Source organism: Pseudomonas sp. P5_A12 (genome assembly GCF_056400685.1).
The window spans coordinates 1-23,338 of sequence record NZ_JBFUKU010000067.1 but is presented as its reverse complement, the minus strand read 5'-3'; the positions used below and the strand labels follow the sequence as shown (position 1 = coordinate 23,338).

The following is a 23,338-nucleotide window of genomic DNA, read 5'->3' as shown; positions in this document are numbered from 1 at the left end:
GCGCTGGGTGATGGCTTTGCGGCGGGTGTAGAAACGCACACCATCCGGGCCATACGCATGCAAGTCGCCGAACAGCGAACGCTTCCAGCCACCGAAGCTGTGATAGGCCACTGGCACCGGCAGCGGCACGTTAACACCGACCATGCCCACTTCGATTTCATCGCAGAACAACCGCGCCGCTTCACCGTCACGGGTGAAGATGCAGGTGCCGTTACCATACTCGTGATCGTTGATCAGCTGCATCGCTTCTTCCAGACTGTTCACCCGAACGACGCACAGCACTGGCCCGAAGATTTCTTCTTTATAGATACGCATCTCTGGTGTGACGTTATCGAACAGGCAGCCACCCAGGAAGAAACCTTCCTCATGACCGGCCACGCTCAAACCACGACCGTCGACCACCAGGGTCGCGCCCGAAGAAACGCCGTCTTCTACATAACTGCTGACCTTGTCGCGCGCTTGACCGGTAACCAGCGGCCCCATGTCCAGACCACAGGTAGTGCCCGCTCCGATTTTCAGCGCCTTGATCTGCGGTACCAGTTTTTCCACCAGCGCCTCCGCCACCTGGTCACCGACGCACACAGCCACCGAGATCGCCATGCAACGCTCGCCGCAGGAACCGTACGCCGCGCCCATCAGTGCGCTGACCGCGTTATCCAGATCAGCATCCGGCATCAGCACCGCATGGTTCTTCGCGCCGCCCAGTGCCTGAACGCGTTTGCCGCGCTTGGTGCCTTCGGCGTAGATGTATTCGGCGATCGGTGTCGAACCCACAAAACTCAGCGCTTTGACTTCCGGCGCTTCGATCAGCGCGTCCACCGCAGCCTTGTCACCATGTACGACGTTCAGCACGCCTTTAGGCAGACCGGCTTCCAGCAACAGCTGAGCGATCAGCAGCGTGGAACTTGGATCACGCTCGGACGGTTTGAGGATAAAGCAGTTGCCGCAGACGATCGCCAGCGGATACATCCACAGCGGCACCATCGCCGGGAAGTTGAACGGGGTAATACCGGCCACCACGCCCAACGGCTGGAAGTCCGACCAGGCATCAATGTTCGGACCGACGTTACGGCTGTATTCGCCCTTGAGGATTTCCGGCGCGGCACAGGCAAACTCGACGTTCTCGATCCCACGCTTCAATTCGCCCGCCGCATCTTCCAGGGTCTTGCCGTGTTCTTCGCTGATCAACTGAGCAATGCGTGCTTCGTTCTGCTCCAGCAGTTGCTTGAAGCGGAACATCACTTGGGCACGCTTGGCCGCCGGTGTGTTGCGCCAGGCCGGGAATGCAGCCTTGGCCGAGTCGATGGCTTTCTGAATGGTTTCGCGGCTGGCCAATGGCAGCTTGTGGATCGCCTGGCCGGTAGACGGGTTGAACACGTCGGCCGTGCGACCGTCTTCGGTCACCAGTTCGCCATTGATCAAATGCGGGATAAGGCTCATGTAGCGCTCCTGAAAAGTTGTCCACAGGCGCCCGGTTAAAGGGCGCCTCTATATAGAAGAGAAAATCAGTCGATCTTGTTCAGCACTTCGCCGACCGCGTCGAACAGACGATCAAGGTCTTGCGGCTTGCTGTTGAACGTTGGGCCAAACTGCAGGGTGTCGCCGCCGAAGCGCACATAGAACCCGGCTTTCCACAGCGCCATGCCCGCTTCGAACGGACGCACGATCGCGTCACCATCACGTGGCGCGATCTGGATGGCACCGGCCAAACCATAGTTACGAATGTCGATGATGTTCTTCGAACCTTTCAGTCCGTGCAGCGCATTTTCAAAATGCGGTGCCACTTCGGCCACGCTCTGCACCAGGTTTTCCTTTTGCAGCAGGTCGAGCGCTGCCAGGCCAGCGGCGCACGCCACCGGGTGTGCGGAGTAGGTGTAGCCGTGGGGGAATTCCACTGCGTACTCAGGCGTCGCCTGGTTCATGAAGGTCTGGTAGATCTCCGAGCTGGCAATCACTGCGCCCATCGGGATCGCGCCGTTGGTGACTTGCTTGGCGATGCACATCAGGTCCGGAGTCACACCAAAGCTGTCGGCACCGAACATCGAGCCGGTACGGCCGAAACCGGTGATCACTTCGTCGAACACCAGCAGGATGTTGTGCTGATCGCAGATCTCGCGCAGACGCTTGAGGTAACCCTGTGGCGGAACCAGTACGCCAGCGGAACCGGCCAGTGGCTCAACGAATACTGCGGCAATGTTCGACGCGTCGTGCAATTCGATCAACTTCAGAAGCTCGTCAGCCAGGGCGATACCACCCAGCTCCGGCATGCCACGGGAATAGGCATTGCTCGCCAGCAGTGTGTGCGGCAGGTGATCAACGTCCATCATCGCCTGACCGAACATTTTGCGGTTGCCGTTCACACCGCCAAGGCTAGTGCCGGCGATGTTCACACCGTGGTACCCACGGGCGCGACCGATCATTTTGGTCTTGGTCGCCTGGCCTTTCAGACGCCAGTAAGCGCGGACCATTTTCACTGCCGTGTCAGCGCACTCTGAACCGGAGTCGGTGAAGAAAACGTGATTCAGATTGCCCGGCGTCAGGTCGGTGATTTTCTCAGCCAGTTGGAACGACAGCGGATGGCCGTACTGGAAGCCTGGCGAGTAATCGAGGGTGCCCAGTTGTTTGGATACCGCTTCCTGGATTTCCTTGCGAGTGTGCCCGGCGCCGCAGGTCCACAGACCGGATAGCGAGTCATAAACTTTGCGGCCCTTGTCGTCGATCAGCCAGCTGCCTTCCGCCGCCACGATCAGACGCGGATCGCGCTGGAAGTTACGGTTGGCGGTATAGGGCATCCAGTGAGCATCAAGCTTGAGCTGGCTGGCCAGGGAAGACGGGGCGTTTTCAGGCAAGTTCATGGGCAAAACCTCGCAGGGCAATAAGCGGCGTAGACATCAAAAGCGTTCTTGCAGCTAAATTGCCACGGAGATAAAGTCGGTGAAATCCAACTTTTCTAACGTTCAGTCAGGCTGATACTAAACTATGAGCACTCGTCGCCCCGATCCACTGGCGCAAGTCAGCGACTTTGATATCCGCTTGCTGCGGATCTTTCGCAGTGTGGTCGAGTGCGGCGGCTTCTCTGCGGCTGAAAGTGTGCTGGGGATCGGTCGCTCGGCCATCAGCCAGCAAATGAGTGATCTGGAACAGCGCCTCGGCTTGCGTTTGTGCCAACGCGGACGTGCCGGGTTTTCCCTGACCGAAGAAGGTCGCGAGGTGTACCAATCGGCCTTGCAGCTATTAAGTGCGCTGGAAAGTTTTCGCACCGAGGTCAACGGCCTGCATCAACACTTGCGTGGCGAATTGACCATCGGCCTGACCGATAACCTGGTCACCCTCCCCCACATGCGCATCACCCACGCCCTGGCCCAACTCAAGGAACGCGGCCCGGACGTGCAGATTCAGATCCGCATGATCGCGCCGAATGAAGTGGAACAAGGCGTGCTGGATGGCCGCTTGCATGTCGGCGTAGTACCGCAGGCCAGCGCGTTGTCGGGACTGGAATATCAGCCGCTCTATAGCGAACGTTCACTGCTGTACTGCGCGGTTGGCCATCCGCTGTTTTACGTCGATGACAAACAACTCGACGACCAACGTCTCAATAGCCAGGACGCCATCGCCCCAACCTTCCGCTTGCCGGCAGACATTCAGGCCCATTACCAGGCGCTCAATTGCACCGCCAGCGCTTCGGACCGTGAGGGCATGGCGTTCCTGATCCTGACCGGGCGCTACATCGGTTACCTGCCGGATCATTACRCCAGCCTCTGGGTGCAACAAGGTAGATTGCGAGCGCTGAAACCCACCGCGCGTTTCTACGACCTGAGCCTCGCATCGGTCACCCGCAAGGGCCGTCGCCCCCATTTGGTGCTGGAAAGCTTTCTCGAGAGCCTGGCCGCCACACGCTAGAAATCCACGAAGGTCCCATAAACAAAGGACCTCGGACTGTATAAAAGAAAATAAGCTGAGCACTTGGACAGCTTTTTGCAAAGCAGGATGAACTTGCCCGTCAGCCCTGCTTACAAAAAAGAAGACCTACGCCCATGCAGCCAGAATCCTCAAACCCCAGCGATTTGATCTACGGTCTCAACGACCGCCCGAAACCGCTCGCCGCGATACTCGCCGCCCTGCAACACGTGCTCGCCAGTTTCGTCGGCATCATCACCCCGCCACTGGTGATCGGCTCGGCACTCGGCTTGACCGCGCATTTGCCTTACCTGATCAGCATGGCGTTGATGGTGTCCGGCGTCGGTACCTTTATTCAGGCGCGCCGGCCGTTCGGCATCGGTGCCGGGATGATTTGCCTGCAAGGCACCAGTTTTGCGTTTTTGGGCGCGGTGCTGTCGGCTGGCTTCCTGGTGAAGCAACGAGGCGGCAGCCCGGAAGACATTTTGGCGATGATCTTCGGTGTGTGTTTTTTCGGCGCCTTGGTGCAGATCGTCCTGAGCCGCTTCATCGGCCAACTGCACAGAGTGATCACGCCGCTGGTTACGGGGATTGTCATAACATTGATCGGCATCAGTCTGATCAAAGTTGGCATCACCGACCTTGGCGGTGGCTTCAACGCCGCAGATTTCGGGGCGCCGGGCAATCTGGCGCTGGGGCTGTTCGTGCTGTTGACGATCATTCTGCTTAACCGTTCAAACACACCGTGGATTCGTCTCTCGGCCATCATCATCGGGTTGGTGCTAGGCAGTGTGGCGGCGTATCTCAGTGGAAAACTCATCCCGCAACCGTTGCCTGATTTGCCACTGGTAAGTCTTCCGATCCCGTTCAAGTACGGATTCAGCTTCGACTGGACGGCTTTCCTGCCCGTTGCGCTGATTTATCTGATCAGCACTATCGAAACCGTCGGCGACCTGACCGCCAACTGCATGCTCGCCCGTCAACCGATCAGCGGCCCCTCCTATATCAAGCGTCTCAAGGGCGGTGTACTCGGTGACGGCATTAGTTGCCTGATCGCCGCCACCTTCAGCGCATTCCCCAACACCACGTTTGCGCAGAACAACGGCGTGATCCAACTGACCGGCGTTGCCAGCCGTTTCGTTGGCTTATACATCGGCGTCGTGCTGTTTTGCCTCGGGCTGTTTCCGTTGATTGGCGCAATGCTGCAGCAAATTCCGAAACCGGTGCTTGGCGGTGCAACGCTGGTGATGTTCGGCAGTGTCGCGGCGGCTGGCGTGCGCATTCTTGCGCAAGCACCGCTGGACCGTCGCAGCATGTTGATCATCGCCACCTCGTTCGGCGTCGGGCTGGGCATCGCGGCGCAGCCGACCCTCTTACATCTGCTGCCCAAACTGGTGCAGAACCTGTTCGATTCAGCGATCACCAGCGGCGGCTTGACGGCATTGCTGATGTGCTTGTTGCTGCCAGAGTCGAAGGCTGATGCGCAGAGGGTCAACCTCGCTCAGGAAAGTGCCCCGGTCGAGCGGGCTTAAGGGTTTTATCGCACCGGGACTTGTCTGGAACCCGTGGGTGCGCTATCAACGCACTTGGTTACGCCCCCACCCAACTGGAAGTGCCTATGACCTTTGAAGTCCCTGCTCATGGCGGCAAGCCAGCCAGCCGCATTCGTCAGAAGAACGAACAGACCATCATCAAAGCCGCCGAAGACGAGTTCGCCCGTCACGGGTTCAAAGGCACCAGCATGAACACCATCGCCCAGAATGCCGGGTTGCCCAAGGCGAACCTGCATTACTACTTCACCAACAAACTCGGTTTGTACGTGGCGGTGCTGAGCAACATCATCGAATTGTGGGACAGCACGTTCAACACCCTGACCGCAGAGGATGATCCGGCCGAGGCATTAACCCGTTATATCCGCGCCAAAATGGAGTTCTCACGACGCCAGCCACAAGCCTCGCGGATTTTCGCCATGGAAGTGATCAGCGGTGGCGAGTGCCTGACCGAGTATTTCAACCAGGACTATCGCGCGTGGTTCCAGGGCCGGGCAGCTGTGTTTCAGGCGTGGATCGATGCTGGAAAAATGGACCCGGTAGACCCGGTCAACCTGATCTTCCTGTTGTGGGGCAGTACACAGCATTACGCCGACTTCGCGACCCAGATCTGCCGGGTCAGCGGGCGTACCAAGCTGACCAAGCAAGACATCGACGACGCCAGCAACAACCTGATCCGCATCATCCTCAAGGGCTGCGGCCTGACCCCTGCTATTTAAGACACTTATGCCTTTTACCCTCAGCGACTTTTGCGAATACCGCGAAGAAATTCGCAAAAGCCGCTTCATCACCTTCGCCGCGCCGATTGCAAGCCCTGCTGACGCCCAGGCCTTCATCGAACAACACAGCGACTTGAACGCTTCGCATAATTGCTGGGCATGGAAGCTGAGCGATCAGTACCGCAGTAACGACGATGGCGAGCCCGGCGGCACCGCTGGCCGGCCGATTCTCGCGGCGATCGAAGCGCAGAATTGCGACCAGGTCGCGGTGCTGGTGATTCGATGGTACGGCGGCATTCAACTAGGCACGGGCGGCCTCGCCCGGGCGTATGGCGGTGGCGCCAACAAGTGCCTGCAAGCGGCGCCAAAGGTGGAGCTGATCAGTCGAGTGCCTGTCAGTTGCGCCTGCGCCTTTGGTGAGCTCGCGCTGGTGAAACTTCGTGTGGCGGAACTGGGCGGTCTGGTCGTGGAAGAAACCTTCACCGCCAACGGCGTCGAACTGCAATTAGCGATTGGCAAAGTGCAGATCCGCACCCTGCAATCGCAGCTGGCGGACTTGAGTCGCGGGCGCATTGTGTTGCAGCACTGAGCGCACCAACAACGCTCACCCATATTCCGTCGACGTTGGGAATTTGCCCACATCTACTGTGCACCCGGCTGTGGATAACCTGAGCACAGGTGCCTGTAACCCTTCTGTCATGCGGGTTTGCGGGCTTTGTTCACTTTTCGTCCAATCTGCCACCATCCACACTAAATTCACGTAAAAACAAATAGTTAGCGCGGGTTATCACCTTTAGAAGATAGCCGCACAGTGCTTATGCCCGACCATTGAGCTTGCACACAAATACTGTGGAGCAATCTGTGGATAACCCGTTCATGACTGTCGCGATTCCCTATCCGGTATGGCTTGCAGACAACTGCTCGTTTTTTAACCAAGTCACAGCGAGCAAAACAGGAGCTTGATCAACAGCTCTGCCCTCAAGTGGTGCTTGATTCGCCGTTGATGGGTCGCAACCCATTGCCGCCAAGGACTGTACTAGAGCGGACTGGCAGCTTTCCTGACTGCTTGGCCAGGAAATTGCTTTATCCACAGGCATCACGCCCATCGACCCGAGTCCGTCATGCCCAACCCCGTGCCGATCCCCGATCAAACGCCCCGCCTGCAATTGCGCAAGATCAGCAAACGCTACCCCGGATGCCTGGCCAACGATGCCATCGACCTGACCATTGCGCCTGGCGAAATCCATGCCCTGCTCGGGGAAAACGGGGCGGGTAAAAGTACGCTGATGAAAATCATCTACGGCGTCACCCACGCCGATTCCGGGGAGATGATTTGGCAAGGGCAGCGCGTAACGATGCGCAACCCCGCCCAGGCCCGAGGCCTTGGGATCGGTATGGTGTTCCAGCATTTTTCGCTGTTCGAAACACTGAGCGTGGCGCAGAACATTGCCCTGGCCATCGGCGCGGCGGCCGGCTCACCGAAACAGCTCGAACCGAAGATTCGTGAAGTGTCCCGACGTTATGGAATGGCACTGGAGCCAGAGCGACTTGTCCACAGCCTGTCGATTGGCGAGCGGCAACGGGTGGAAATCGTTCGTTGCCTGATGCAAGACATCCGTCTTTTGATTCTCGATGAACCGACCTCGGTGCTGACCCCGCAAGAGGCCGATGAACTGTTTGTCACCTTGCGCCGACTCGCGGCCGAGGGCTGCAGCATTTTGTTTATCAGCCACAAGCTCGGAGAAGTCCGGGCGCTGTGCCACAGCGCCACCGTGTTGCGCGGCGGGCGAGTGGCCGGGCATTGCCTGCCGGCCGAATGCTCGGACCGGCAACTGGCGCGGCTGATGGTCGGTGAAGCGGCCGAGGCGATTACGGACTATCCGAAGGTGGTGGGCGGCGCTGCGTTTCTCACCGTCAACCGGTTGTCCTGGCCAAATCCTGATCCGTTCGGCTGCTCGCTGAAAGACGTCGACCTTGAGGTGCGCAGTGGTGAAATCGTCGGCATCGCCGGGGTCGCGGGTAACGGTCAGGATGAGTTGCTCGCCTTGTTGAGTGGCGAAGAACGACTGACCCGCAATCACGGCGCAACGATCAGTTTCGATGGACAACCGGTCGCTCATTTGCGACCGGATGCGCGACGCAAACTCGGCCTGGCCTTCGTTCCTGCGGAACGCCTGGGTCACGGCGCGGTGCCGGAGTTGAGTCTGGCGGATAACGCGCTCCTCACGGCTTTTCAACAAGGCTTGGTCAGCAACGGCTTGATTCAGCGCAGCAAGGTCGAAGCCTTGGCCCAAGAGATCATCCGTCGCTTCGGGGTCAAGACGCCCGATGCCCAGACGCCGGCCCGCAGTCTGTCCGGTGGCAACTTGCAGAAGTTCATCCTCGGTCGGGAAATACTCCAGCAACCCAAATTACTGATCGCCGCGCACCCCACCTGGGGCGTGGACGTTGGCGCCGCCGCGACCATTCACCGCGCGCTTATTGCCTTGCGCGATGCCGGCGCGGCGATCCTGGTGATCTCCGAAGACCTCGACGAATTGTTCCAGATCAGCGACCGCCTCGGCGCGTTGTGCGGCGGACGACTATCGCCGCTCAAGGCGACCGTCGACACGCACCTGATCGATGTCGGCGGCTGGATGGCCGGCCAGTTCGACGCCCCTCAATCACTCGCCCCCGCAACGGCTTGACGGAGCTTCACATGCTGCTTTCTCTCGAACCCCGTGGCCAGCAATCGCGCCTGATGCTGTGGTGCTCGCCGCTGCTGGCGGCCGTGCTGACGCTGGGCTGTGGCTCATTGCTGTTTATCGCATTGGGTCACGATCCAATGCTCACCTTGCATACTTTATTGATCGCGCCGGTCAGCGACCTGTATGGCGTCTCGGAATTGCTGGTCAAAGCGTTGCCGATTTTGCTCTGCGCGCTGGGGCTGGCGGTGGCGTATCAGGCGCGGATCTGGAACATCGGTGCAGAAGGTCAGTTACTGCTCGGCGCGCTGGCCGGCAGTGCCTTGGCCGTGAACATCATAGGCCTGCAAAGTCGCTGGGCGCTGGTGCTGATCCTGCTGGTCGGCACTCTGGCCGGTGCGGCGTGGGCCGGGCTGACCGCATGGTTGCGCACGCGCTTCAACGCCAACGAAATTCTCACCAGCATCATGCTCAATTACATCGCCCTGAACCTGCTGCTGTTCTGTGTCCATGGGCCGCTGAAGGATCCGGCCGGGTTCAATTTTCCGGAGTCGGCGATGTTCAGTGATTTCAGCCGTTTGCCATTATTGATAGAGGACGGCCGGGTTCACGCCGGGGTGTATTTCGCCTTGTTGGCATTGGTCGCTGTGTGGGTGTTGTTGCAGAAAAGCTTTGTCGGCTTTCAGATCAAAGTGCTGGGGCTGGACAAGCGTGCGGCGGGTTTCGTTGGGTTTCGCGAGAAGCGTTTGATCTGGTTGGCGCTGTTGATCAGCGGTGGTTTGGCGGGCCTGGCCGGCGTGTGTGAAGTGACCGGGCCTATCGGCCAATTGGTGCCGCAAGTCTCGCCCGGCTACGGCTATGCGGCGATCACCGTAGCGTTTCTCGGACGACTCAATCCCATCGGCATTCTGTTTTCCAGCCTGTTGATGGCGCTGCTGTACATCGGCGGCGAGAGTGCGCAGATGAGCATGAACCTGCCGCAAGCCATCACCCAATTGTTCCAGGGCATGATGCTGTTTTTCCTGCTGGCCAGCGACGTGCTGATTCTCTACCGACCGCGTTTGAACGTGCGCTGGGCTCGCCGGGCGCCAGCCACCGTACCTGCAGGAGCTCTGTGATGGATATCGATCTGCTGAGCAATATTTTCTACGCCATGATCCGCTGCGGCACACCTTTGCTCTTGGTGGCGTTGGGTGAATTGATCTGCGAGAAAAGCGGCGTGCTCAACCTGGGTCAGGAAGGGATGATGCTGTTTGGCGCGGTGATCGGTTTTATCGTCGCGCTGAACAGCGGCAACCTGTGGCTCGGCGTGCTGTTGGCGATGCTTGCCGGGATGTTGTTGTCGTCGCTGTTTGCCTTGGTGGCGCTGGTGTTCAACGCCAATCAGGTGGCCACCGGGTTGGCGCTGACGATCTTCGGTGTCGGCCTTTCGACGTTTATCGGTGCCGCATGGGTGGGTAAACCATTGGCGGGTTTTGAACCGGTGGCGATTCCTTATTTGAGCGAGATCCCATTGATCGGGCGGATGCTGTTTGCCCAGGATTTGCTGGTGTACCTGTCATTCGTGCTGTTTGCATTGGTGGCGTGGGTGATTGTGAAAAGCCGCATCGGGCTGATCATTCAGGCCGTTGGCGAAAACCCGGATGCGGCCAGCGCGATGGGCTTGCCGGTGTTGGGCGTGCGTACGCTGGCGGTGTTGTTTGGCGGCGCGATGGCCGGGTTGGCCGGGGCGTATCTGTCCCTGGCGTACACGCCGATGTGGGCCGAGAACATGAGCGCCGGACGTGGCTGGATTGCCCTGGCACTGGTGGTGTTTGCCAGCTGGCGGGTGTGGCGCTTGCTGCTGGGCGCGTATCTGTTCGGACTCGCCAGCATCCTGCATTTGGTGGCGCAGGGGTTGGGGCTGGCGATTCCATCAAGTCTGCTGGCGATGCTGCCGTATGTCGCGACGATTGTGGTGTTGGTGCTGCTGTCGCGGGATGCGGTGCGGACGCGGTTGTATGCGCCGGTGTCGTTGGGGCAGCCGTGGCAGGGCGGGCATTAGCGGTTGACCGGGCGGGCCCCATCGCGAGCAAGCTCGGCTCCTACAGGTTTGGCGATGCGCCCGTAGGAGCATGGCTTGCCAGCGATGGCTGCCGAACAGGCAACACCTGAGCCACGCCCCACGCCAATTCAAAGAACAGGAAAACCACCAGCAAAGAGCTGGCACCATGCAGCAAGGCGTAAAGCTGCCAAGCCGAAAACAGGAATCTTCCAGCCGCGTCATACCGCCCAAATAACTGCTGCGGATCCCGAATCCGTAGCACGGCCCAGACACACACAATCGAACCCAACAGATTCGCCATCAGCATTTGCATCGGCTCAAACGCCGGCAGCGCCCCAGGCAAATCCAGCGCCTGACTCAACCCCGCCAACCCCCCATGCAAAACCGCAAAACTCCAAGGCGTGACAAACGCCGCCGTCACGATCAAGTCATACCAGGCACTGCCCCGCACCAACCGGCGATATTGCGTTGAAGTCCACATCGGCCTTGCTCCCTACATTCGAAGAGCAACAAGGCTAAAGCCTGGAGTATGCTCCAAGGTCAAGCCCTCTTGAGACACCACCATGCGCATCGGTGAATTAGCCCAGGCCAGCGCGGTCAGCCGCGATACGCTGCGTTTCTATGAGCAGCGCGGATTGATCGCGGCGCAACGCAGCGCCAATGGTTATCGCGACTATCCAGCGGACATGGTGCAACTGGTGCAGTACATCAAAACCGCTCAGCGACTGGGTTTTACCCTCGGGGAAATCGGCGACAGCGTCGCGGCAATCTGGCAGTCATCCGATCCAGACAGTGCCGTCACGCAATTGCTGCAAGACAAACTCAAACTGATCGAAACCCGCATGGCTGAATTGGGCGCATTGCGCAGTGAATTGCAGCAACGGCTCGGCCAGCGCTGTCCTTTAAATCCGTGACCCTCTTTTTCAAGGAAGCCACTCATGTCCAAGGCAAAAACCGCACTCATCATCGGAGCCTCCCGGGGTTTGGGTCTGGGCCTGGTGAAAACCCTGCTGGCCGACGGCTGGCAAGTCACCGCCACCGTACGTAACCCGCAAAACGCCGAAGCCCTGCGAGCCTTGGGTGAAGTGCAGATCGAGAAACTCGACATGGACGATCAGTCTGCGGTGATCGCACTCAGCCAACAGCTCAAAGATGAAATGTTCGATCTGTTGTTCGTGAATGCCGGGGTCAAGGGCCCGGACGTTCAAACACCGGGCGGCGCGACGTTGGCCGAAGTCGGCCAACTGTTTTTCACCAACGCTGTGGCACCGATCAACCTGGCTCAGCGTTTCATCGGGCAGATCCGGCCGGACAGCGGCGTGCTGGCGTTCATGAGTTCGGTGCTGGGTAGCGTGACCATGCCGGACGCGCCGGAACTGGCGTTGTACAAGGCCAGTAAAGCGGCGCTGAACTCGATGACAAACAGCTTCGTTACGCAGTTGGGCGAGCAGAAACTCACCGTGCTGTCGTTGCATCCAGGCTGGGTGAAAACCGACATGGGCGGTGAAGGTGCGGACATTGATGTGGAAACAAGTACCCGTGGGTTGGTTGATCAAGTGAATGCGTACACCGGCAAGGGCGGGCATCACTTTGTGAATTACAGAGGTGAAACCATTCCCTGGTAACCACCACCGCCTACTGTAGGAGCCGGGCTTGCCCGGAACAGCGTTTTGTCCGAAACTCCGCACCTCGCCCCCGCGGCGATCCTGGATCAGCAGACAGGGTAATCACTGAGCTGGCAACCCTGAACCCAACTTTCAGAGGAGCCGGCCAACATGCCTGCATCCCGTACCTGGTTAAAAAATCCCCTCGCGATCTTCACTGCCAATGGCCTCGATGCCCGTGGCGGCCTGGTTGTGCAAGACGGTGTGATCGTCGAAGTGCTCGGCGCTGGTCAGCAACCGTCCGCCCCCTGTGGACAAGTCTTCGATGCCCGCGAGCATGTGATCCTGCCGGGGCTGATCAACACCCATCACCATTTCTATCAAACCCTGACCCGCGCCTGGGCGCCGGTGGTCAATCAGCCGTTGTTCCCGTGGCTGAAAACCCTGTACCCCGTCTGGGCCCGCCTCACCCCGGAAAAACTCGCCCTCGCCACCAAAGTCGCGCTGGCCGAGTTGCTGCTATCCGGTTGCACCACTGCCGCCGATCACCACTACCTGTTTCCCGAAGGCCTGGAAAATGCGATCGACGTGCAAGTCGAAAGCGTTCGCGAACTGGGCATGCGCGCCATGCTGACTCGCGGCTCCATGAGCCTCGGWGAAAAGGACGGCGGCCTGCCACCGCAGCAGACCGTGCAGGAAGGCGAAGTCATTCTCGACGACAGCCAGCGCTTGATCGCCGAGTACCACGAACGCGGTGCCGGTGCGCAAATCCAGATCGCCCTGGCGCCTTGCTCGCCATTCTCGGTGACCCCGGAAATCATGTCCGCCAGTGCTGAACTGGCCAACAAACTCGACGTGCGCCTACACACCCACCTGGCCGAAACCCTCGACGAAGAAGACTTCTGCCTGCAACGCTTCGGCCTGCGCACCGTGGATTATCTGGAAAGCGTCGGCTGGCTCGGCCCGCGTACGTGGCTGGCGCATGGCATCCATTTCAACCCCGATGAAATCGCCCGCCTCGGCGCGGCCGGCACCGGCATTTGCCATTGCCCAAGCTCGAACATGCGCCTCGCTTCCGGCATCTGCCCGACGCTGGACCTCACGGCTGCGGGCGCATTGCTCGGCCTGGGTGTGGACGGTTCGGCGTCCAACGATGCTTCGAACATGATGCTCGAAACCCGTCAGGCGCTTTACATTCAGCGCCTGCGTTATGGCGCCGAGAAGATCACCCCGGAACTGGTGCTGGGCTGGGCGACCAAGGGCTCGGCAAGCCTGCTGGGTCGTACCGATATCGGCRAGCTGGCAGTCGGCAAGCAAGCGGATCTGGCACTGTTCAAACTGGATGAGCTGCGCTTCTCCGGTAGCCATGATCCGGTGTCTGCGCTGTTGTTGTGCGGTGCGGATCGTGCGGATCGGGTGATGGTCGGCGGCAAGTGGCGAGTGATTGATGGCCAAGTTGAAGGATTGGACCTCAAGGGCCTGATTGCCGATCACAGCCAGGCGGCTCGGCAGCTGATCGCCGGGACCTGACACACCACAAATCAAAAACTGTGGGAGCGAGCCTGCTCGCGAATGCGGTGTGTCATTCAACATTTCTGTTGACTGACTCTCCCTCTTCGCGAGCAGGCTCGCTTCCACATTTGTTTTAGGCTGTGTTCAGAGGCCGAGCAGCGACAACATGATGAACGTCGCAAACAACACAAAATGCGTCATGCCTTCGATGGCGTTGGTTTCGCCATCGTTAAGGTTGATCGCACTGACGATCAAGGTCAGGAAGACCATCACCGTCTGCACCGGGGTCATCGCCATTTGAAATGGCTGACCAGTGTAAAGCGCCATCGCTTCCATCACCGGCACCGTCAGGATCACCGTCGATAGCGACGCGCCCATGGCGATGTTGACCACCGACTGCATGCGATTGGCCAATGCTGCGCGCAATGCGGTCAGAATCTCCGGCGCCGCCGAAATGGCTGCCACCAGAATGGCCGTAATCACCGGCGGTGCGCCCGTCCCTTCCAGCCCCAGATCGAGGGTCTTGGACATCACCTCGGCCAGTGCGCCGATCACCACCACGCCAAATACCAATGTGCCAATACTCAGTGCCAGATTGACCGGTTCAGGTTCCTCCTCCGAAGTTTTTTTGCGGCGTTTTTCCGGGTAGCTGTAGCTGAAAAAATAACTGTGCGGGCCGACCTGCATCCGCAGGAACAACGCGTAGAGCACGACCATCGCCCCGATGGTGAAGCCCGAATAAATCTTCCAGTTGGCCTCGGGAATGAACTCCGGCACTACCATCGACACGCCCATGGCGGTGAGGATCATCACGCTGTAGCTGCGCGCCGAATCATCGTTGTAGGACTGTTCGCCGTGCTTGAGCCCGCCCATCAATGCGGCGAGGCCGAGGATGCCGTTGATGTCGAGCATCACCGCCGAGTAAATCGTGTCGCGCACCAGGGTAGACGAGGCTTCGTTGCTCATCATGATCGCCAGGATCACCACTTCCACCAGCACCGCTGCCAACGTCAGGATCATCGTGCCGTAAGGATCGCCGACTTTTTCCGCTAGCAACTCGGCATGATGGGCGACGCGCATGGAGGCGGCGACGATGAACGCGATCAACACCAGGCCGGCGGCCAGCGCTACGGGTTGGCCGCTGTGGAGCATCCAGTGCTCAAGCGGGTACGCGACGACGGCAGCTAGCACGGCCAGCAACAGAAATATTTCTTGCTTGAGGAGTGTGAGCATTGCGGGCCTTTTTGCGCAGTGGAGCGAAAGCAGTGCGATGAGCTACTGACTGCGGTGCGGCGCTAACGTTTCGTTACACCTTAGCGCACCAGTGGATGGCAGCTGTGCACGGCCATGCACTTTTATTGGCCGCACTGGCCTGCTCGCGATGGCCGTGACACGGTCCCAAGCCGTTTGTTGTCTTGTTGGTCAGCAATTTGCATTGGCCTTTGCAACCTCAAAACAAAATGGAGTTGGAATTCATGCATAAACGTCCGTTGCAGAAGCTGCTTATCGTCGTCGCCGCAGCCATCGGCCTGAGCACCAGCCTGACCGCCAGCGCCGCCGACCCGCTGAAAGTCGGCTTCGTCTACATCGGTCCGATCGGTGACCACGGCTGGACGTATCAGCATGAACAAGGGCGCAAGGCGCTGGCCGAAAAATTCGGCGACCAGATCACCACCAACTATGTGGRGAATGTCGCCGAAGGCGCCGACGCCGAGCGGGTGATCCGCAACATGGCCAAGGACAATTACGACCTGATCTTCACCACCTCCTTCGGCTACATGAACCCGACCCTGAAAGTGGCGAAACAATTCCCCAAAGTGACCTTCGAACACGCCACCGGCTACAAGCAGGACAAGAACCTCGGCACCTATCTGGCGCGCACCTATGAGGGTCGCTACGTCGGCGGCTTCCTGGCGGCGAAGATGACCAAGACCAAAAAAATCGGCTATGTCGCCTCCTTCCCGATCCCGGAAGTGATCCGCGACATCAACGCCATTCAACTGGCCTTGAACAAATACAACCCCGGCACCGAGATCAAGGTGGTGTGGGTCAACTCGTGGTTCGATCCGGGCAAGGAAGCCGACGCCGCCAACGCGCTGATCGATCAGGGCGTGGACGTGGTGTTCCAGCACACCGACAGCCCGGCGCCGATCCAGGCAGCTGAACGACGCGGCGTGTATGCCGTCGGCTATGCGTCGGACATGGCGCACTTCGGCCCGAAAGCGGTGCTGACGTCCATCGTCAACGACTGGGGCCCGCACTACATTCAAGCGACCCAAAGCGAGCTTGATCACTCCTGGAAATCACAGGATTACTGGGGCGGCTTGAAAGAAGGCACGGTTGAACTGCCGATCAGTGATCTGGTTCCAGCGCCGGTGAAAGCCGAAGCCGAGCAGATCATTGCGGACATCAAGAGCGGCGCGTTCCACCCCTTCACCGGGCCGATCAAGGATCAGGCCGGTGTCGAGAAGTTTGCGGCGGGCGCGATGGCAAGCAATGCGGACCTGGCGTCGATGAACTACTACGTTGAGGGCATGAAGGCCGATATTCCGAAGTAACCTACCTTCCATGATCGTTCCCATGCTCTGCGTGGGAATGCAGCCCGGGACGCTCCGCGTCCCAAGAGCGGACGCAGAGCGTCCAATGAGGCATTCCCACGCAGAGCRTGGGAACGATCAATATAGAGTCTACGAAATGAACCAACTCCCGATCATCGACATCGCCCCGCTCTACAGCGATGACCAAACCGCCTGGCAATCCGTGGCCAGTAAAATCGACCACGCCTGCCGCGAATGGGGCTTCTTCTACATCAAGGGTCACCCGATTTCCGCGGAACGCATCGACGCCGTGCTCGACCACACCCAACGCTTCTTCGCCCAACCCACCGCCGAAAAGCTCAAGATCGATATCACCCAAACCCGCCACCATCGCGGCTACGGCGCCATCGCCACCGAGCAACTGGACCCAAGCAAGCCCAGTGACCTGAAGGAAACCTTCGACATGGGCCTGCACCTGTCGGCCGATCATCCCGACGTGCTGGCGGAAAAACCCTTGCGCGGCCCTAACCGTCATCCGTCGCTGCCCGGCTGGGAAGCGCTGATGGAGCAGCACTACCTCGACATGCAGGCCCTCGCCCAAACCCTGTTGCGCGCGATGACGTTGGCACTGGGCATTGAGCGAGACTTTTTCGACACCCGTTTCAACGAGCCGGTCAGTGTCCTGCGGATGATCCATTACCCACCACGCCACACCGCCAGTTCCGCCGAACAACAAGGCGCCGGCGCCCACACCGATTACGGCTGCATCACCCTGCTGTATCAAGACGCAACTGGCGGCCTGCAAGTACGAAACGTAAAAGGCGAATGGATCGACGCGCCGCCGATTGAAGGGACGTTCGTGGTCAACCTCGGCGATATGATGGCGCGCTGGAGCAACGACCGTTACCTGTCGACACCGCACCGGGTCATCAGCCCGTTGGGTGTGGATCGTTATTCGATGCCGTTCTTTGCCGAGCCGCACCCCGACACACGCATCGAATGCCTGCCCGGTTGTCAGGATGAACTGCACCCGGCGAAATACCCGGCCACCACCTGCGCTGATTTTTTGCTCTCGCGCTTCGCCGATACCTACGCCTATCGACGGGAACAGGAAGCGGTGTGATGAACCGGCTGGTCAGGTTTTGCAAATTGTTTCTACGAGCATCTGTAGAATGCTCGCCATCTGCACCTGATGAGAAAAGATTATGTACGACTGGCTGAACGCCCTGCCCAAGGCAGAATTGCATTTGCACCTCGAAGGCTCGCTGGAGCCTGAGCTGCTGTTTGCCCTGGCTGAACGCAATAAGATCGCCCTGCCGTGGAGCGACGTCGAAACCCTGCGCAAGGCGTACGCCTTCAACAACCTGCAAGAATTTCTCGACCTGTATTACCAGGGCGCCGACGTGTTGCGCACTTCGCAGGATTTCTACGACCTGACCTGGGCGTACCTGTTGCGTTGCAAGGCGCAGAACGTGATTCACACCGAACCGTTCTTCGACCCGCAAACCCACACTGACCGTGGCGTACCGTTCGAAGTGGTGCTCAATGGTATCGCGGCCGCCTTGAAGGACGGCGAGCAGCAACTGGGCATCACCAGCGGTTTGATCCTGAGCTTCCTGCGCCACTTGAGCGAAGAAGAAGCACAGAAAACCCTCGATCAGGCGCTGCCGTTCCGCGATGCGTTTGTGGCCGTGGGCCTGGACAGTTCGGAAATGGGACACCCGCCGAGCAAGTTCCAGCGCGTGTTTGACCGTGCCCGTCACGAAGGCTTCCTGACCGTCGCCCACGCCGGTGAAGAAGGCCCGCCCGAATACATCTGGGAAGCCCTCGACCTGTTGAAAATCCAGCGCATCGACCATGGCGTACGCGCCATCGAAGACGAGCGTTTGATGCAGCGGATCATCGACGAGCAGATCCCGCTGACGGTGTGCCCATTGTCGAACACCAAACTTTGCGTGTTCGATCACATGTCCCAACACAACATCCTCGACATGCTTGAGCGTGGCGTGAAAGTGACCGTGAACTCCGATGACCCGGCGTACTTCGGCGGTTACGTGACCGAGAACTTCCATGCGCTGTACACCGATTTGGGCATGACCCAGGATCAGGCCAAACGCCTGGCACAAAACAGCCTGGATTCCAGACTGGTCAAGCCATAAGCCACACCGCATTACCCTTGTGGGAGCGAGCCTGCTCGCGATAGCGGACTATCAGTCAACAGTGATGTTGAATGTGATGGCCTCATCGCGAGCAGGCTCGCTCCCACATTTTTAATTGGATGTTGCTTCATTCCTAAAGCGCCATTTCCAGCTCGGTTTCCTTGGCGAAGCGATGGATTTCACGCTGCCCCGCGGCAGTGACCTGCAAGGCTCGGGATTCATTGGGCAGGCTCAACCAGCCCGATTGCATGAACAGCTGCAACAGGGCCGCGCCCAGTGAGCCGCCCATGTGCGGGCGCCTTTCGCTCCAGTCGGGACAGGCGCAGGCCACCCGGCTGTTGCGATGGGCCAGCGCCTGAATGAACACGCCACGTGTCGCCAGTTGCGTGGACCCTTTGTGGGTAATCACGACCCGCTGATCGATCTGTTCGATCCAACCTGCATCCAGCAACCGCTGGTAAAGGTCGGCGGCCAGGGTGCCGCCCAGATGATCGTCGCACAGCCTGGCTCGCAGCAGTGACGAAGGCGCCGTCTGAGGTTTGGCGATGGGGTTGGGGCGTTTGAAAACATCTGGGACCTCTTGGGGCGTACTGGCCAGGGTCGCGCTGGCCAATGCCTCGATGGCCGCGCCGATCTCGGGGGCCGCCAGGCGGAAAAATCGCTTTCGCCCGCGGATTTCAACTTTCAACAGACCGCCTGTGGACAATCGCCCCAGGTGTGCGCTGGCCGAAGAGGGTGACAGGCCGGCCAACAATGCCAGCTCTTCAGTTTGCCGCGCCGTGCCGTCCATCAATGCCCACAACATTGCGCTGCGCTTTGGGTCAGCCAGCAACGTGGCGATCTGGCTGATGCAAGGTGCATGTTCCATGTATTCACTCCCTGTTGAATCGTTTCGTCTGCTGCTCAGAGATATCTTGACCAGTAATGTGTCGTCGGCCAAGCCGCGGAAACCGCCATAAGCCGGGCAAAGCCCACCACGCCCCGATGCCAAGGCTTCGCAGCCAGGGCGAAGGTCGGGTGATTGAGCATGGGCCAGGCCGGCCGGAACGCGGACTCGTCATCGCGAGATCGACGGTGCGCACATGAGGCGGGCGCTAGTATAAGCGGGTTGACCGCCGGATCCTGCCCTTGGGAAACCGTGGGTGCTGATAGTTCCTGACAGAAATTTCGCTATTTACCTGCGACTAATGATCGATGCCCGATATCGTCGGAAATTGGCTGCTTAAATGAGCGCATCGGCTGGCAAGCATTTCCCGTAACAGGTTCACAGGCTTACTCAATTGTGCGCGATGGGCGCACAGCAAATTCAGAGGTGCGCGCTCACAGAGCAGTTCTGGCATCAGCACTTTCAGCCGCCCGGCGAGCACATCGGCGGCAACATCGAGCCAGGACTTGTAAGCGATCCCAGCGCCTGCAACGGCCCACAAACGCACCACATCGGCATCGTCACTGAAACGGTCTCCGCTGACGGTCAGGCCGACTTCACGTTTGCCGTCGTGAAAACTCCAGTGATCGTGGACCCGGCCGCCCAGCATGAACAATAAACAATTGTGCTGAGCCAGTTGCTCCAGCTGCCGGGGCTCGCCCTGTCTGGCGAGGTAACTCGGCGCGGCGCACAGCACCCGGCGGTTCTGCGGGGCGATGGGCAACGCCACCAGACTTGAGTCTTCCGGTTCGCCATAGCGCAGGGCGATGTCGACCGGTTGGCGAAACAGGTCGGCGATCCGGTCACCCAGCAATAACCGCACGGTCAGTTTCGGGTGCTCACGCTGAAACTCGTCCAGCCACGGCAGCAACAGATTGCGGCCAAAATCCGACGGCGCGGACAGCTGCAAAATCCCGCTAACCTGGTCCTGTCCACTGGCCAGCAATCGGCGCCCCTCATCAAGGTTACTCAGGGCCGCCCGGGCATATTCCAGAAAACCCTCGCCTTCGGCCGTCAGGCGCAGGCTGCGGGTGGAGCGTGCGAGCAAACGCGCGCCGAGTTGCTGTTCGATGCGCTTCAAGGCCGCACTGGCCACCGCCGCCGACATGTCCATCACCCGCGCCGCCGCCGACAGGCTCCCCAGGTCCGCAGCCCGGACGAACAACTGCAAGTCATCGAAACGCAGCATCTTCAGCCTCGATTATCAAAAAAATATTGAAAGAGACTGCTCTTTTAGCGGGTTTTATCTTGCTGCGAAATAGCCAATCATCTGCCCCATCGAATTAATCACATTCCCGGAGTCGTCCATGTCCCAGCCATTTACCGCCATCGCCACCCTCATCGCCAAAGCTGGCCAACAAGACGCCCTTGAACAGCACCTGCGCGCGCTGCTGGAACCGACCCGCGCCGAGGCCGGTTGCGGCCAATACGACCTGCATCAGGACCTGGCCAACCCGCAGGCCTTTTACATGATCGAGCAGTGGAGCAGCGACGAAGCCCTGCAAGCGCATGACGCCAGCGCCCACATTCAGAACTTCCGGGCCAAGGCCGGCGATTTTCTCGAACACTTCGACCTCAAGCGCCTGCGTACCGTGGCCTGATCCCTACCGCCGACGCGCACTTTGTAGCAGCTGGCGAAGCCTGCGTCCGGCTGCGAAGCWGTCGTAAAATCAGRCKATGCGGYGWTTCAGGAAATCCGCGYGTACAGGATTTACGACWGCTTCGCAGCCGRACGCAGGCTTCGCCAGCTGCTACGGATTGTGTCGTCTCTTGATTGATCGTTATCAGGCCTCCCCTTCTTCTATTACCTTTCGGAGTTCCTTAGATGAAAGCCATTGCTTACTACAACTCGTTGCCGATCAGCGACGAACAATCCCTGCAAGACATCGAGCTGCCAGAACCGGTTGCCGGCCCGCGCGACCTGTTGGTGGACGTCAAAGCCATCTCGGTCAACCCGGTCGACACCAAGGTCCGCCAGAACGTCCAGCCTGAAGAAGGCGTGGCCAAGGTGCTGGGTTGGGACGTGGCCGGCGTGGTCAAAGCTGTCGGTAGCGAAGTGACCTTGTTCAAGGTCGGCGACAAGGTCTTTTACGCAGGCTCCATTGCCCGCGCGGGGGGTAACAGCGAACGCCATGTGGTGGATGAGCGCATCGTTGGCCACATGCCCAAAACCCTCGGTTTCGCCGAAGCCGCCGCGCTGCCGCTGACCGCCATCACCGCTTGGGAGTTGCTGTTTGAGCGCCTGCAGGTGCGCGAAAGCAACACCGATGAAGGCCAGCGCCTGCTGATCGTCGGCGCGGCCGGCGGGGTGGGGTCGATCCTCACGCAACTGGCCAGTCAGCTCACCGGGCTCAATGTCATCGGCACCGCCTCCCGTCCACAAACCCAGAGCTGGGTACGTGAACTGGGCGCCGACCTGGTGATCGATCACAGTCAACCGCTGAGCGAGGAACTCAAGCGTGCCGGTTTGGACACCGTGACCCATGTCGCCAGCCTGACCCAAACCGATCATCACCTGGACCAATTGGTCGAGGCGCTGGCGCCGCAAGGCAAGCTGGCGTTGATCGATGATCCCAAGTCGCTGGACGTGACCAAGCTCAAACGCAAGAGCCTGTCGCTGCACTGGGAGTTCATGTACACCCGCTCGCTGTTCGAAACCGCGGACATGATCGAGCAACACCACTTGCTCAACCGTATCGCCGGGCTGATCGACGCCGGTACGCTGAAAACCACGGTTGGCGAGCACTTCGGCACCATCAACGCGGCCAACCTGCGCCGTGCGCATGCGCTGCTGGAGAGTGGCAAAGCCAAGGGAAAAATTGTGCTGGAAGGATTCTGAAACAAGATGAAACAGTGTCGTTCAGATTGGACGACACCGTCAGTCTGACAGTTGACCGCTGTCACAATAGCGATCGTATTCAGGTCTACAATCGAATCCTCTGCGGCATAAACTTTACGTAGCAGCTTTTACGAGAGGAGAGATCAGCAATGAAGATCCTGATAAAAGAAGTGGCTAAGTCTCAGTGGCAGGTCCGTCTGGACCAACTTGCCGTGACATTCCGCAGCGAAGCCGAAGCACTGGCCTTTACCCGAACACTCGAAGCACGCCTGTACGCCCCCCATCAAATTCCCGGTCACCAGCAGCGCGCTGCTGGCTGAATCCGCCCTCAGACCTGGGCTTGCGCCAACGCCCGGGCAGTTTGCAAGCGCCGGGTGAGCATCGCCATGCTCACCACCAACACTCCGCACAAGCTGATGACCATCGCCATCGGCATGGCGCTGCCATCGTGTAAAACACCGACCAGCGCAGCGGCACCGGCCGCGACAGTGAATTGCAGGCATCCGAGCATCGCCGATGCACTGCCGGCGCGCGCGCCCTGCCCGTTCATCGCACACGCCGACGCGTTGGGAAGGATACAGCCGAGGCTGGAGATACAAATAAACAGCGGAATCAGCAACGGCCATAGATGCTCGGGGCGCAGCGCACTGACGGCGAGCAGTGTCAGGCCGGCGACCAGATAGACCCACACGGCACGTGCCAGCAAGAACGCCGGGCCACGCTTGGCGAGCAATCGTGCGTTGACTTGCGCCACCAGAATGAACCCCGCCGCGTTAGTGCCAAACAGCCAGCCGAAGTGCTCGGCCGGTACACCGTAAAGCTTGATGAACACGAACGGTGAGCCGGCGATGTAGGCAAACATCCCGGC

General features: G+C 59.5%; 23 protein-coding genes. 16 read left to right on the top strand and 7 right to left on the bottom strand.

The features are described 5' to 3' along the window. Positions 1–1,440, bottom strand: a 1,440-nt coding sequence (locus tag AC1DSG_RS12120) for a CoA-acylating methylmalonate-semialdehyde dehydrogenase (RefSeq protein WP_477791085.1), incomplete at its 3' end; no start/stop codon positions are given. Between the two features lie 65 nt (positions 1,441–1,505). Beyond that, on the bottom strand, positions 1,506–2,855 hold the full coding sequence (gene aptA / locus AC1DSG_RS12115; protein WP_477791084.1) for an omega-aminotransferase AptA: 1,350 nt from the start codon (positions 2,853–2,855) through the stop codon (positions 1,506–1,508). Positions 2,856–2,979: 124 nt separating this feature from the next. Between aptA and AC1DSG_RS12110 the strand changes: the two genes are divergently transcribed. From AC1DSG_RS12110 to AC1DSG_RS12080, 7 genes are all read left to right on the top strand, one after another. Next, entirely contained in the window at positions 2,980–3,900 is a 921-nt protein-coding gene (locus AC1DSG_RS12110) for a LysR family transcriptional regulator (RefSeq protein WP_477791083.1), read from the top strand. A 134-nt stretch (positions 3,901–4,034) separates the two neighbouring features. Beyond that, the gene (locus tag AC1DSG_RS12105) at positions 4,035–5,429 is read left to right on the top strand and encodes a uracil-xanthine permease family protein (RefSeq protein ID WP_477791082.1); all 1,395 of its coding nucleotides are present in this window, start codon (positions 4,035–4,037) and stop codon (positions 5,427–5,429) included. An 86-nt stretch (positions 5,430–5,515) separates the two neighbouring features. Continuing rightward, complete coding sequence (locus AC1DSG_RS12100; protein ID WP_477791081.1) at positions 5,516–6,166, top strand: TetR/AcrR family transcriptional regulator; 651 nt, start codon at positions 5,516–5,518, stop codon at positions 6,164–6,166. Between the two features lie 7 nt (positions 6,167–6,173). Then, a complete protein-coding gene (locus tag AC1DSG_RS12095; protein ID WP_477791080.1) occupies positions 6,174–6,755 on the top strand; it encodes an IMPACT family protein in 582 nt (193 codons plus the stop codon). A 532-nt stretch (positions 6,756–7,287) separates the two neighbouring features. Next, complete coding sequence (locus AC1DSG_RS12090) at positions 7,288–8,853, top strand: ABC transporter ATP-binding protein (RefSeq protein ID WP_477791079.1); 1,566 nt, start codon at positions 7,288–7,290, stop codon at positions 8,851–8,853. Positions 8,854–8,864: 11 nt separating this feature from the next. Next, on the top strand, positions 8,865–9,968 hold the full coding sequence (locus tag AC1DSG_RS12085; protein ID WP_477791078.1) for an ABC transporter permease: 1,104 nt from the start codon (positions 8,865–8,867) through the stop codon (positions 9,966–9,968). After that, positions 9,968–10,894 carry an ABC transporter permease gene (locus AC1DSG_RS12080; protein ID WP_477791077.1) on the top strand — a complete coding sequence of 309 codons (927 nt, stop codon included), beginning with the start codon at positions 9,968–9,970 and terminating at the stop codon, positions 10,892–10,894. The genes AC1DSG_RS12085 and AC1DSG_RS12080 overlap by 1 nt, the downstream gene beginning before the upstream one ends. A 40-nt stretch (positions 10,895–10,934) precedes the next feature. Here the strand turns inward: AC1DSG_RS12080 and AC1DSG_RS12075 are convergent, their stop codons facing one another. Continuing rightward, complete coding sequence (locus AC1DSG_RS12075; RefSeq protein WP_477791076.1) at positions 10,935–11,375, bottom strand: hypothetical protein; 441 nt, start codon at positions 11,373–11,375, stop codon at positions 10,935–10,937. Positions 11,376–11,457: 82 nt separating this feature from the next. On the opposite strand from AC1DSG_RS12075, the gene AC1DSG_RS12070 reads away from it, so the two are divergent. From AC1DSG_RS12070 to AC1DSG_RS12060, 3 genes are all read left to right on the top strand, one after another. Then, positions 11,458–11,808: a MerR family transcriptional regulator gene (locus AC1DSG_RS12070; protein ID WP_477791075.1), complete on the top strand. Its 351-nt coding sequence runs from the start codon at positions 11,458–11,460 to the stop codon at positions 11,806–11,808. A 24-nt stretch (positions 11,809–11,832) separates the two neighbouring features. Next, positions 11,833–12,519, top strand: a complete 687-nt coding sequence (locus AC1DSG_RS12065; RefSeq protein WP_477791074.1) for an SDR family oxidoreductase — start codon at positions 11,833–11,835, stop codon at positions 12,517–12,519. 150 nt (positions 12,520–12,669) lie between these two features. Next, positions 12,670–14,028, top strand: coding sequence for an 8-oxoguanine deaminase (locus tag AC1DSG_RS12060; protein WP_477791073.1), 1,359 nt, complete (start codon positions 12,670–12,672; stop codon positions 14,026–14,028). Between the two features lie 126 nt (positions 14,029–14,154). Here the strand turns inward: AC1DSG_RS12060 and AC1DSG_RS12055 are convergent, their stop codons facing one another. After that, complete coding sequence (locus tag AC1DSG_RS12055; RefSeq protein ID WP_477791072.1) at positions 14,155–15,243, bottom strand: calcium:cation antiporter; 1,089 nt, start codon at positions 15,241–15,243, stop codon at positions 14,155–14,157. A gap of 242 nt (positions 15,244–15,485) precedes the next feature. Here AC1DSG_RS12055 and AC1DSG_RS12050 point away from each other — a divergent pair, with 242 nt between their 5' ends. The 3 genes from AC1DSG_RS12050 to AC1DSG_RS12040 all read left to right on the top strand — a co-directional run bounded on the left by AC1DSG_RS12050 (position 15,486) and on the right by AC1DSG_RS12040 (position 18,706). Continuing rightward, a complete protein-coding gene (locus tag AC1DSG_RS12050) occupies positions 15,486–16,568 on the top strand; it encodes a BMP family ABC transporter substrate-binding protein (RefSeq protein WP_477791071.1) in 1,083 nt (360 codons plus the stop codon). Between the two features lie 136 nt (positions 16,569–16,704). Continuing rightward, positions 16,705–17,670, top strand: coding sequence for a 2-oxoglutarate and iron-dependent oxygenase domain-containing protein (locus AC1DSG_RS12045; RefSeq protein WP_477791070.1), 966 nt, complete (start codon positions 16,705–16,707; stop codon positions 17,668–17,670). Positions 17,671–17,752: 82 nt separating this feature from the next. Further along, positions 17,753–18,706 (top strand): adenosine deaminase, encoded by a 954-nt coding sequence (locus AC1DSG_RS12040; RefSeq protein ID WP_477791069.1) that lies wholly within the window; start codon positions 17,753–17,755, stop codon positions 18,704–18,706. Between the two features lie 133 nt (positions 18,707–18,839). On the opposite strand, the gene AC1DSG_RS12035 is transcribed toward AC1DSG_RS12040, so the two are convergent. Both AC1DSG_RS12035 and AC1DSG_RS12030 read right to left on the bottom strand, forming a co-directional pair. Next, the gene (locus AC1DSG_RS12035) at positions 18,840–19,574 is read right to left on the bottom strand and encodes an ArsR/SmtB family transcription factor (RefSeq protein WP_477791068.1); all 735 of its coding nucleotides are present in this window, start codon (positions 19,572–19,574) and stop codon (positions 18,840–18,842) included. 316 nt (positions 19,575–19,890) lie between these two features. Next, positions 19,891–20,820 (bottom strand): LysR family transcriptional regulator, encoded by a 930-nt coding sequence (locus AC1DSG_RS12030; RefSeq protein WP_477791067.1) that lies wholly within the window; start codon positions 20,818–20,820, stop codon positions 19,891–19,893. 118 nt (positions 20,821–20,938) lie between these two features. Between AC1DSG_RS12030 and AC1DSG_RS12025 the strand changes: the two genes are divergently transcribed. The 3 genes from AC1DSG_RS12025 (at position 20,939) to AC1DSG_RS12015 (ending at position 22,790) form a co-directional block, all read left to right on the top strand. Further along, the gene (locus AC1DSG_RS12025; RefSeq protein WP_477791066.1) at positions 20,939–21,232 is read left to right on the top strand and encodes a putative quinol monooxygenase; all 294 of its coding nucleotides are present in this window, start codon (positions 20,939–20,941) and stop codon (positions 21,230–21,232) included. A 224-nt stretch (positions 21,233–21,456) separates the two neighbouring features. Next, entirely contained in the window at positions 21,457–22,470 is a 1,014-nt protein-coding gene (locus tag AC1DSG_RS12020; RefSeq protein WP_477791065.1) for a zinc-binding alcohol dehydrogenase family protein, read from the top strand. 149 nt (positions 22,471–22,619) lie between these two features. Then, positions 22,620–22,790 (top strand): hypothetical protein, encoded by a 171-nt coding sequence (locus AC1DSG_RS12015; RefSeq protein WP_007947681.1) that lies wholly within the window; start codon positions 22,620–22,622, stop codon positions 22,788–22,790. Between the two features lie 8 nt (positions 22,791–22,798). Here the strand turns inward: AC1DSG_RS12015 and AC1DSG_RS12010 are convergent. Beyond that, a partial coding sequence (locus AC1DSG_RS12010) for an MFS transporter (RefSeq protein ID WP_477791064.1) occupies positions 22,799–23,338 on the bottom strand: 540 nt, incomplete at its 5' end.

Bases quoted from the DNA above. Each gene is read 5' to 3' on its own strand.
- aptA (WP_477791084.1), bottom strand. From the start codon at position 2,855: ATGAACTTGCCTGAAAACGCCCCGTCTTCCCTGGCCAGCCAGCTCAAG.
- AC1DSG_RS12105 (WP_477791082.1), top strand. From the start codon at position 4,035: ATGCAGCCAGAATCCTCAAACCCCAGCGATTTGATCTACGGTCTCAAC.
- AC1DSG_RS12100 (WP_477791081.1), top strand. From the start codon at position 5,516: ATGACCTTTGAAGTCCCTGCTCATGGCGGCAAGCCAGCCAGCCGCATT.
- AC1DSG_RS12095 (WP_477791080.1), top strand. From the start codon at position 6,174: ATGCCTTTTACCCTCAGCGACTTTTGCGAATACCGCGAAGAAATTCGC.
- AC1DSG_RS12090 (WP_477791079.1), top strand. From the start codon at position 7,288: ATGCCCAACCCCGTGCCGATCCCCGATCAAACGCCCCGCCTGCAATTG.
- AC1DSG_RS12085 (WP_477791078.1), top strand. From the start codon at position 8,865: ATGCTGCTTTCTCTCGAACCCCGTGGCCAGCAATCGCGCCTGATGCTG.
- AC1DSG_RS12080 (WP_477791077.1), top strand. From the start codon at position 9,968: ATGGATATCGATCTGCTGAGCAATATTTTCTACGCCATGATCCGCTGC.
- AC1DSG_RS12075 (WP_477791076.1), bottom strand. From the start codon at position 11,375: ATGTGGACTTCAACGCAATATCGCCGGTTGGTGCGGGGCAGTGCCTGG.
- AC1DSG_RS12070 (WP_477791075.1), top strand. From the start codon at position 11,458: ATGCGCATCGGTGAATTAGCCCAGGCCAGCGCGGTCAGCCGCGATACG.
- AC1DSG_RS12065 (WP_477791074.1), top strand. From the start codon at position 11,833: ATGTCCAAGGCAAAAACCGCACTCATCATCGGAGCCTCCCGGGGTTTG.
- AC1DSG_RS12055 (WP_477791072.1), bottom strand. From the start codon at position 15,243: ATGCTCACACTCCTCAAGCAAGAAATATTTCTGTTGCTGGCCGTGCTA.
- AC1DSG_RS12045 (WP_477791070.1), top strand. From the start codon at position 16,705: ATGAACCAACTCCCGATCATCGACATCGCCCCGCTCTACAGCGATGAC.
- AC1DSG_RS12040 (WP_477791069.1), top strand. From the start codon at position 17,753: ATGTACGACTGGCTGAACGCCCTGCCCAAGGCAGAATTGCATTTGCAC.
- AC1DSG_RS12035 (WP_477791068.1), bottom strand. From the start codon at position 19,574: ATGGAACATGCACCTTGCATCAGCCAGATCGCCACGTTGCTGGCTGAC.
- AC1DSG_RS12030 (WP_477791067.1), bottom strand. From the start codon at position 20,820: ATGCTGCGTTTCGATGACTTGCAGTTGTTCGTCCGGGCTGCGGACCTG.
- AC1DSG_RS12025 (WP_477791066.1), top strand. From the start codon at position 20,939: ATGTCCCAGCCATTTACCGCCATCGCCACCCTCATCGCCAAAGCTGGC.
- AC1DSG_RS12020 (WP_477791065.1), top strand. From the start codon at position 21,457: ATGAAAGCCATTGCTTACTACAACTCGTTGCCGATCAGCGACGAACAA.
- AC1DSG_RS12015 (WP_007947681.1), top strand. From the start codon at position 22,620: ATGAAGATCCTGATAAAAGAAGTGGCTAAGTCTCAGTGGCAGGTCCGT.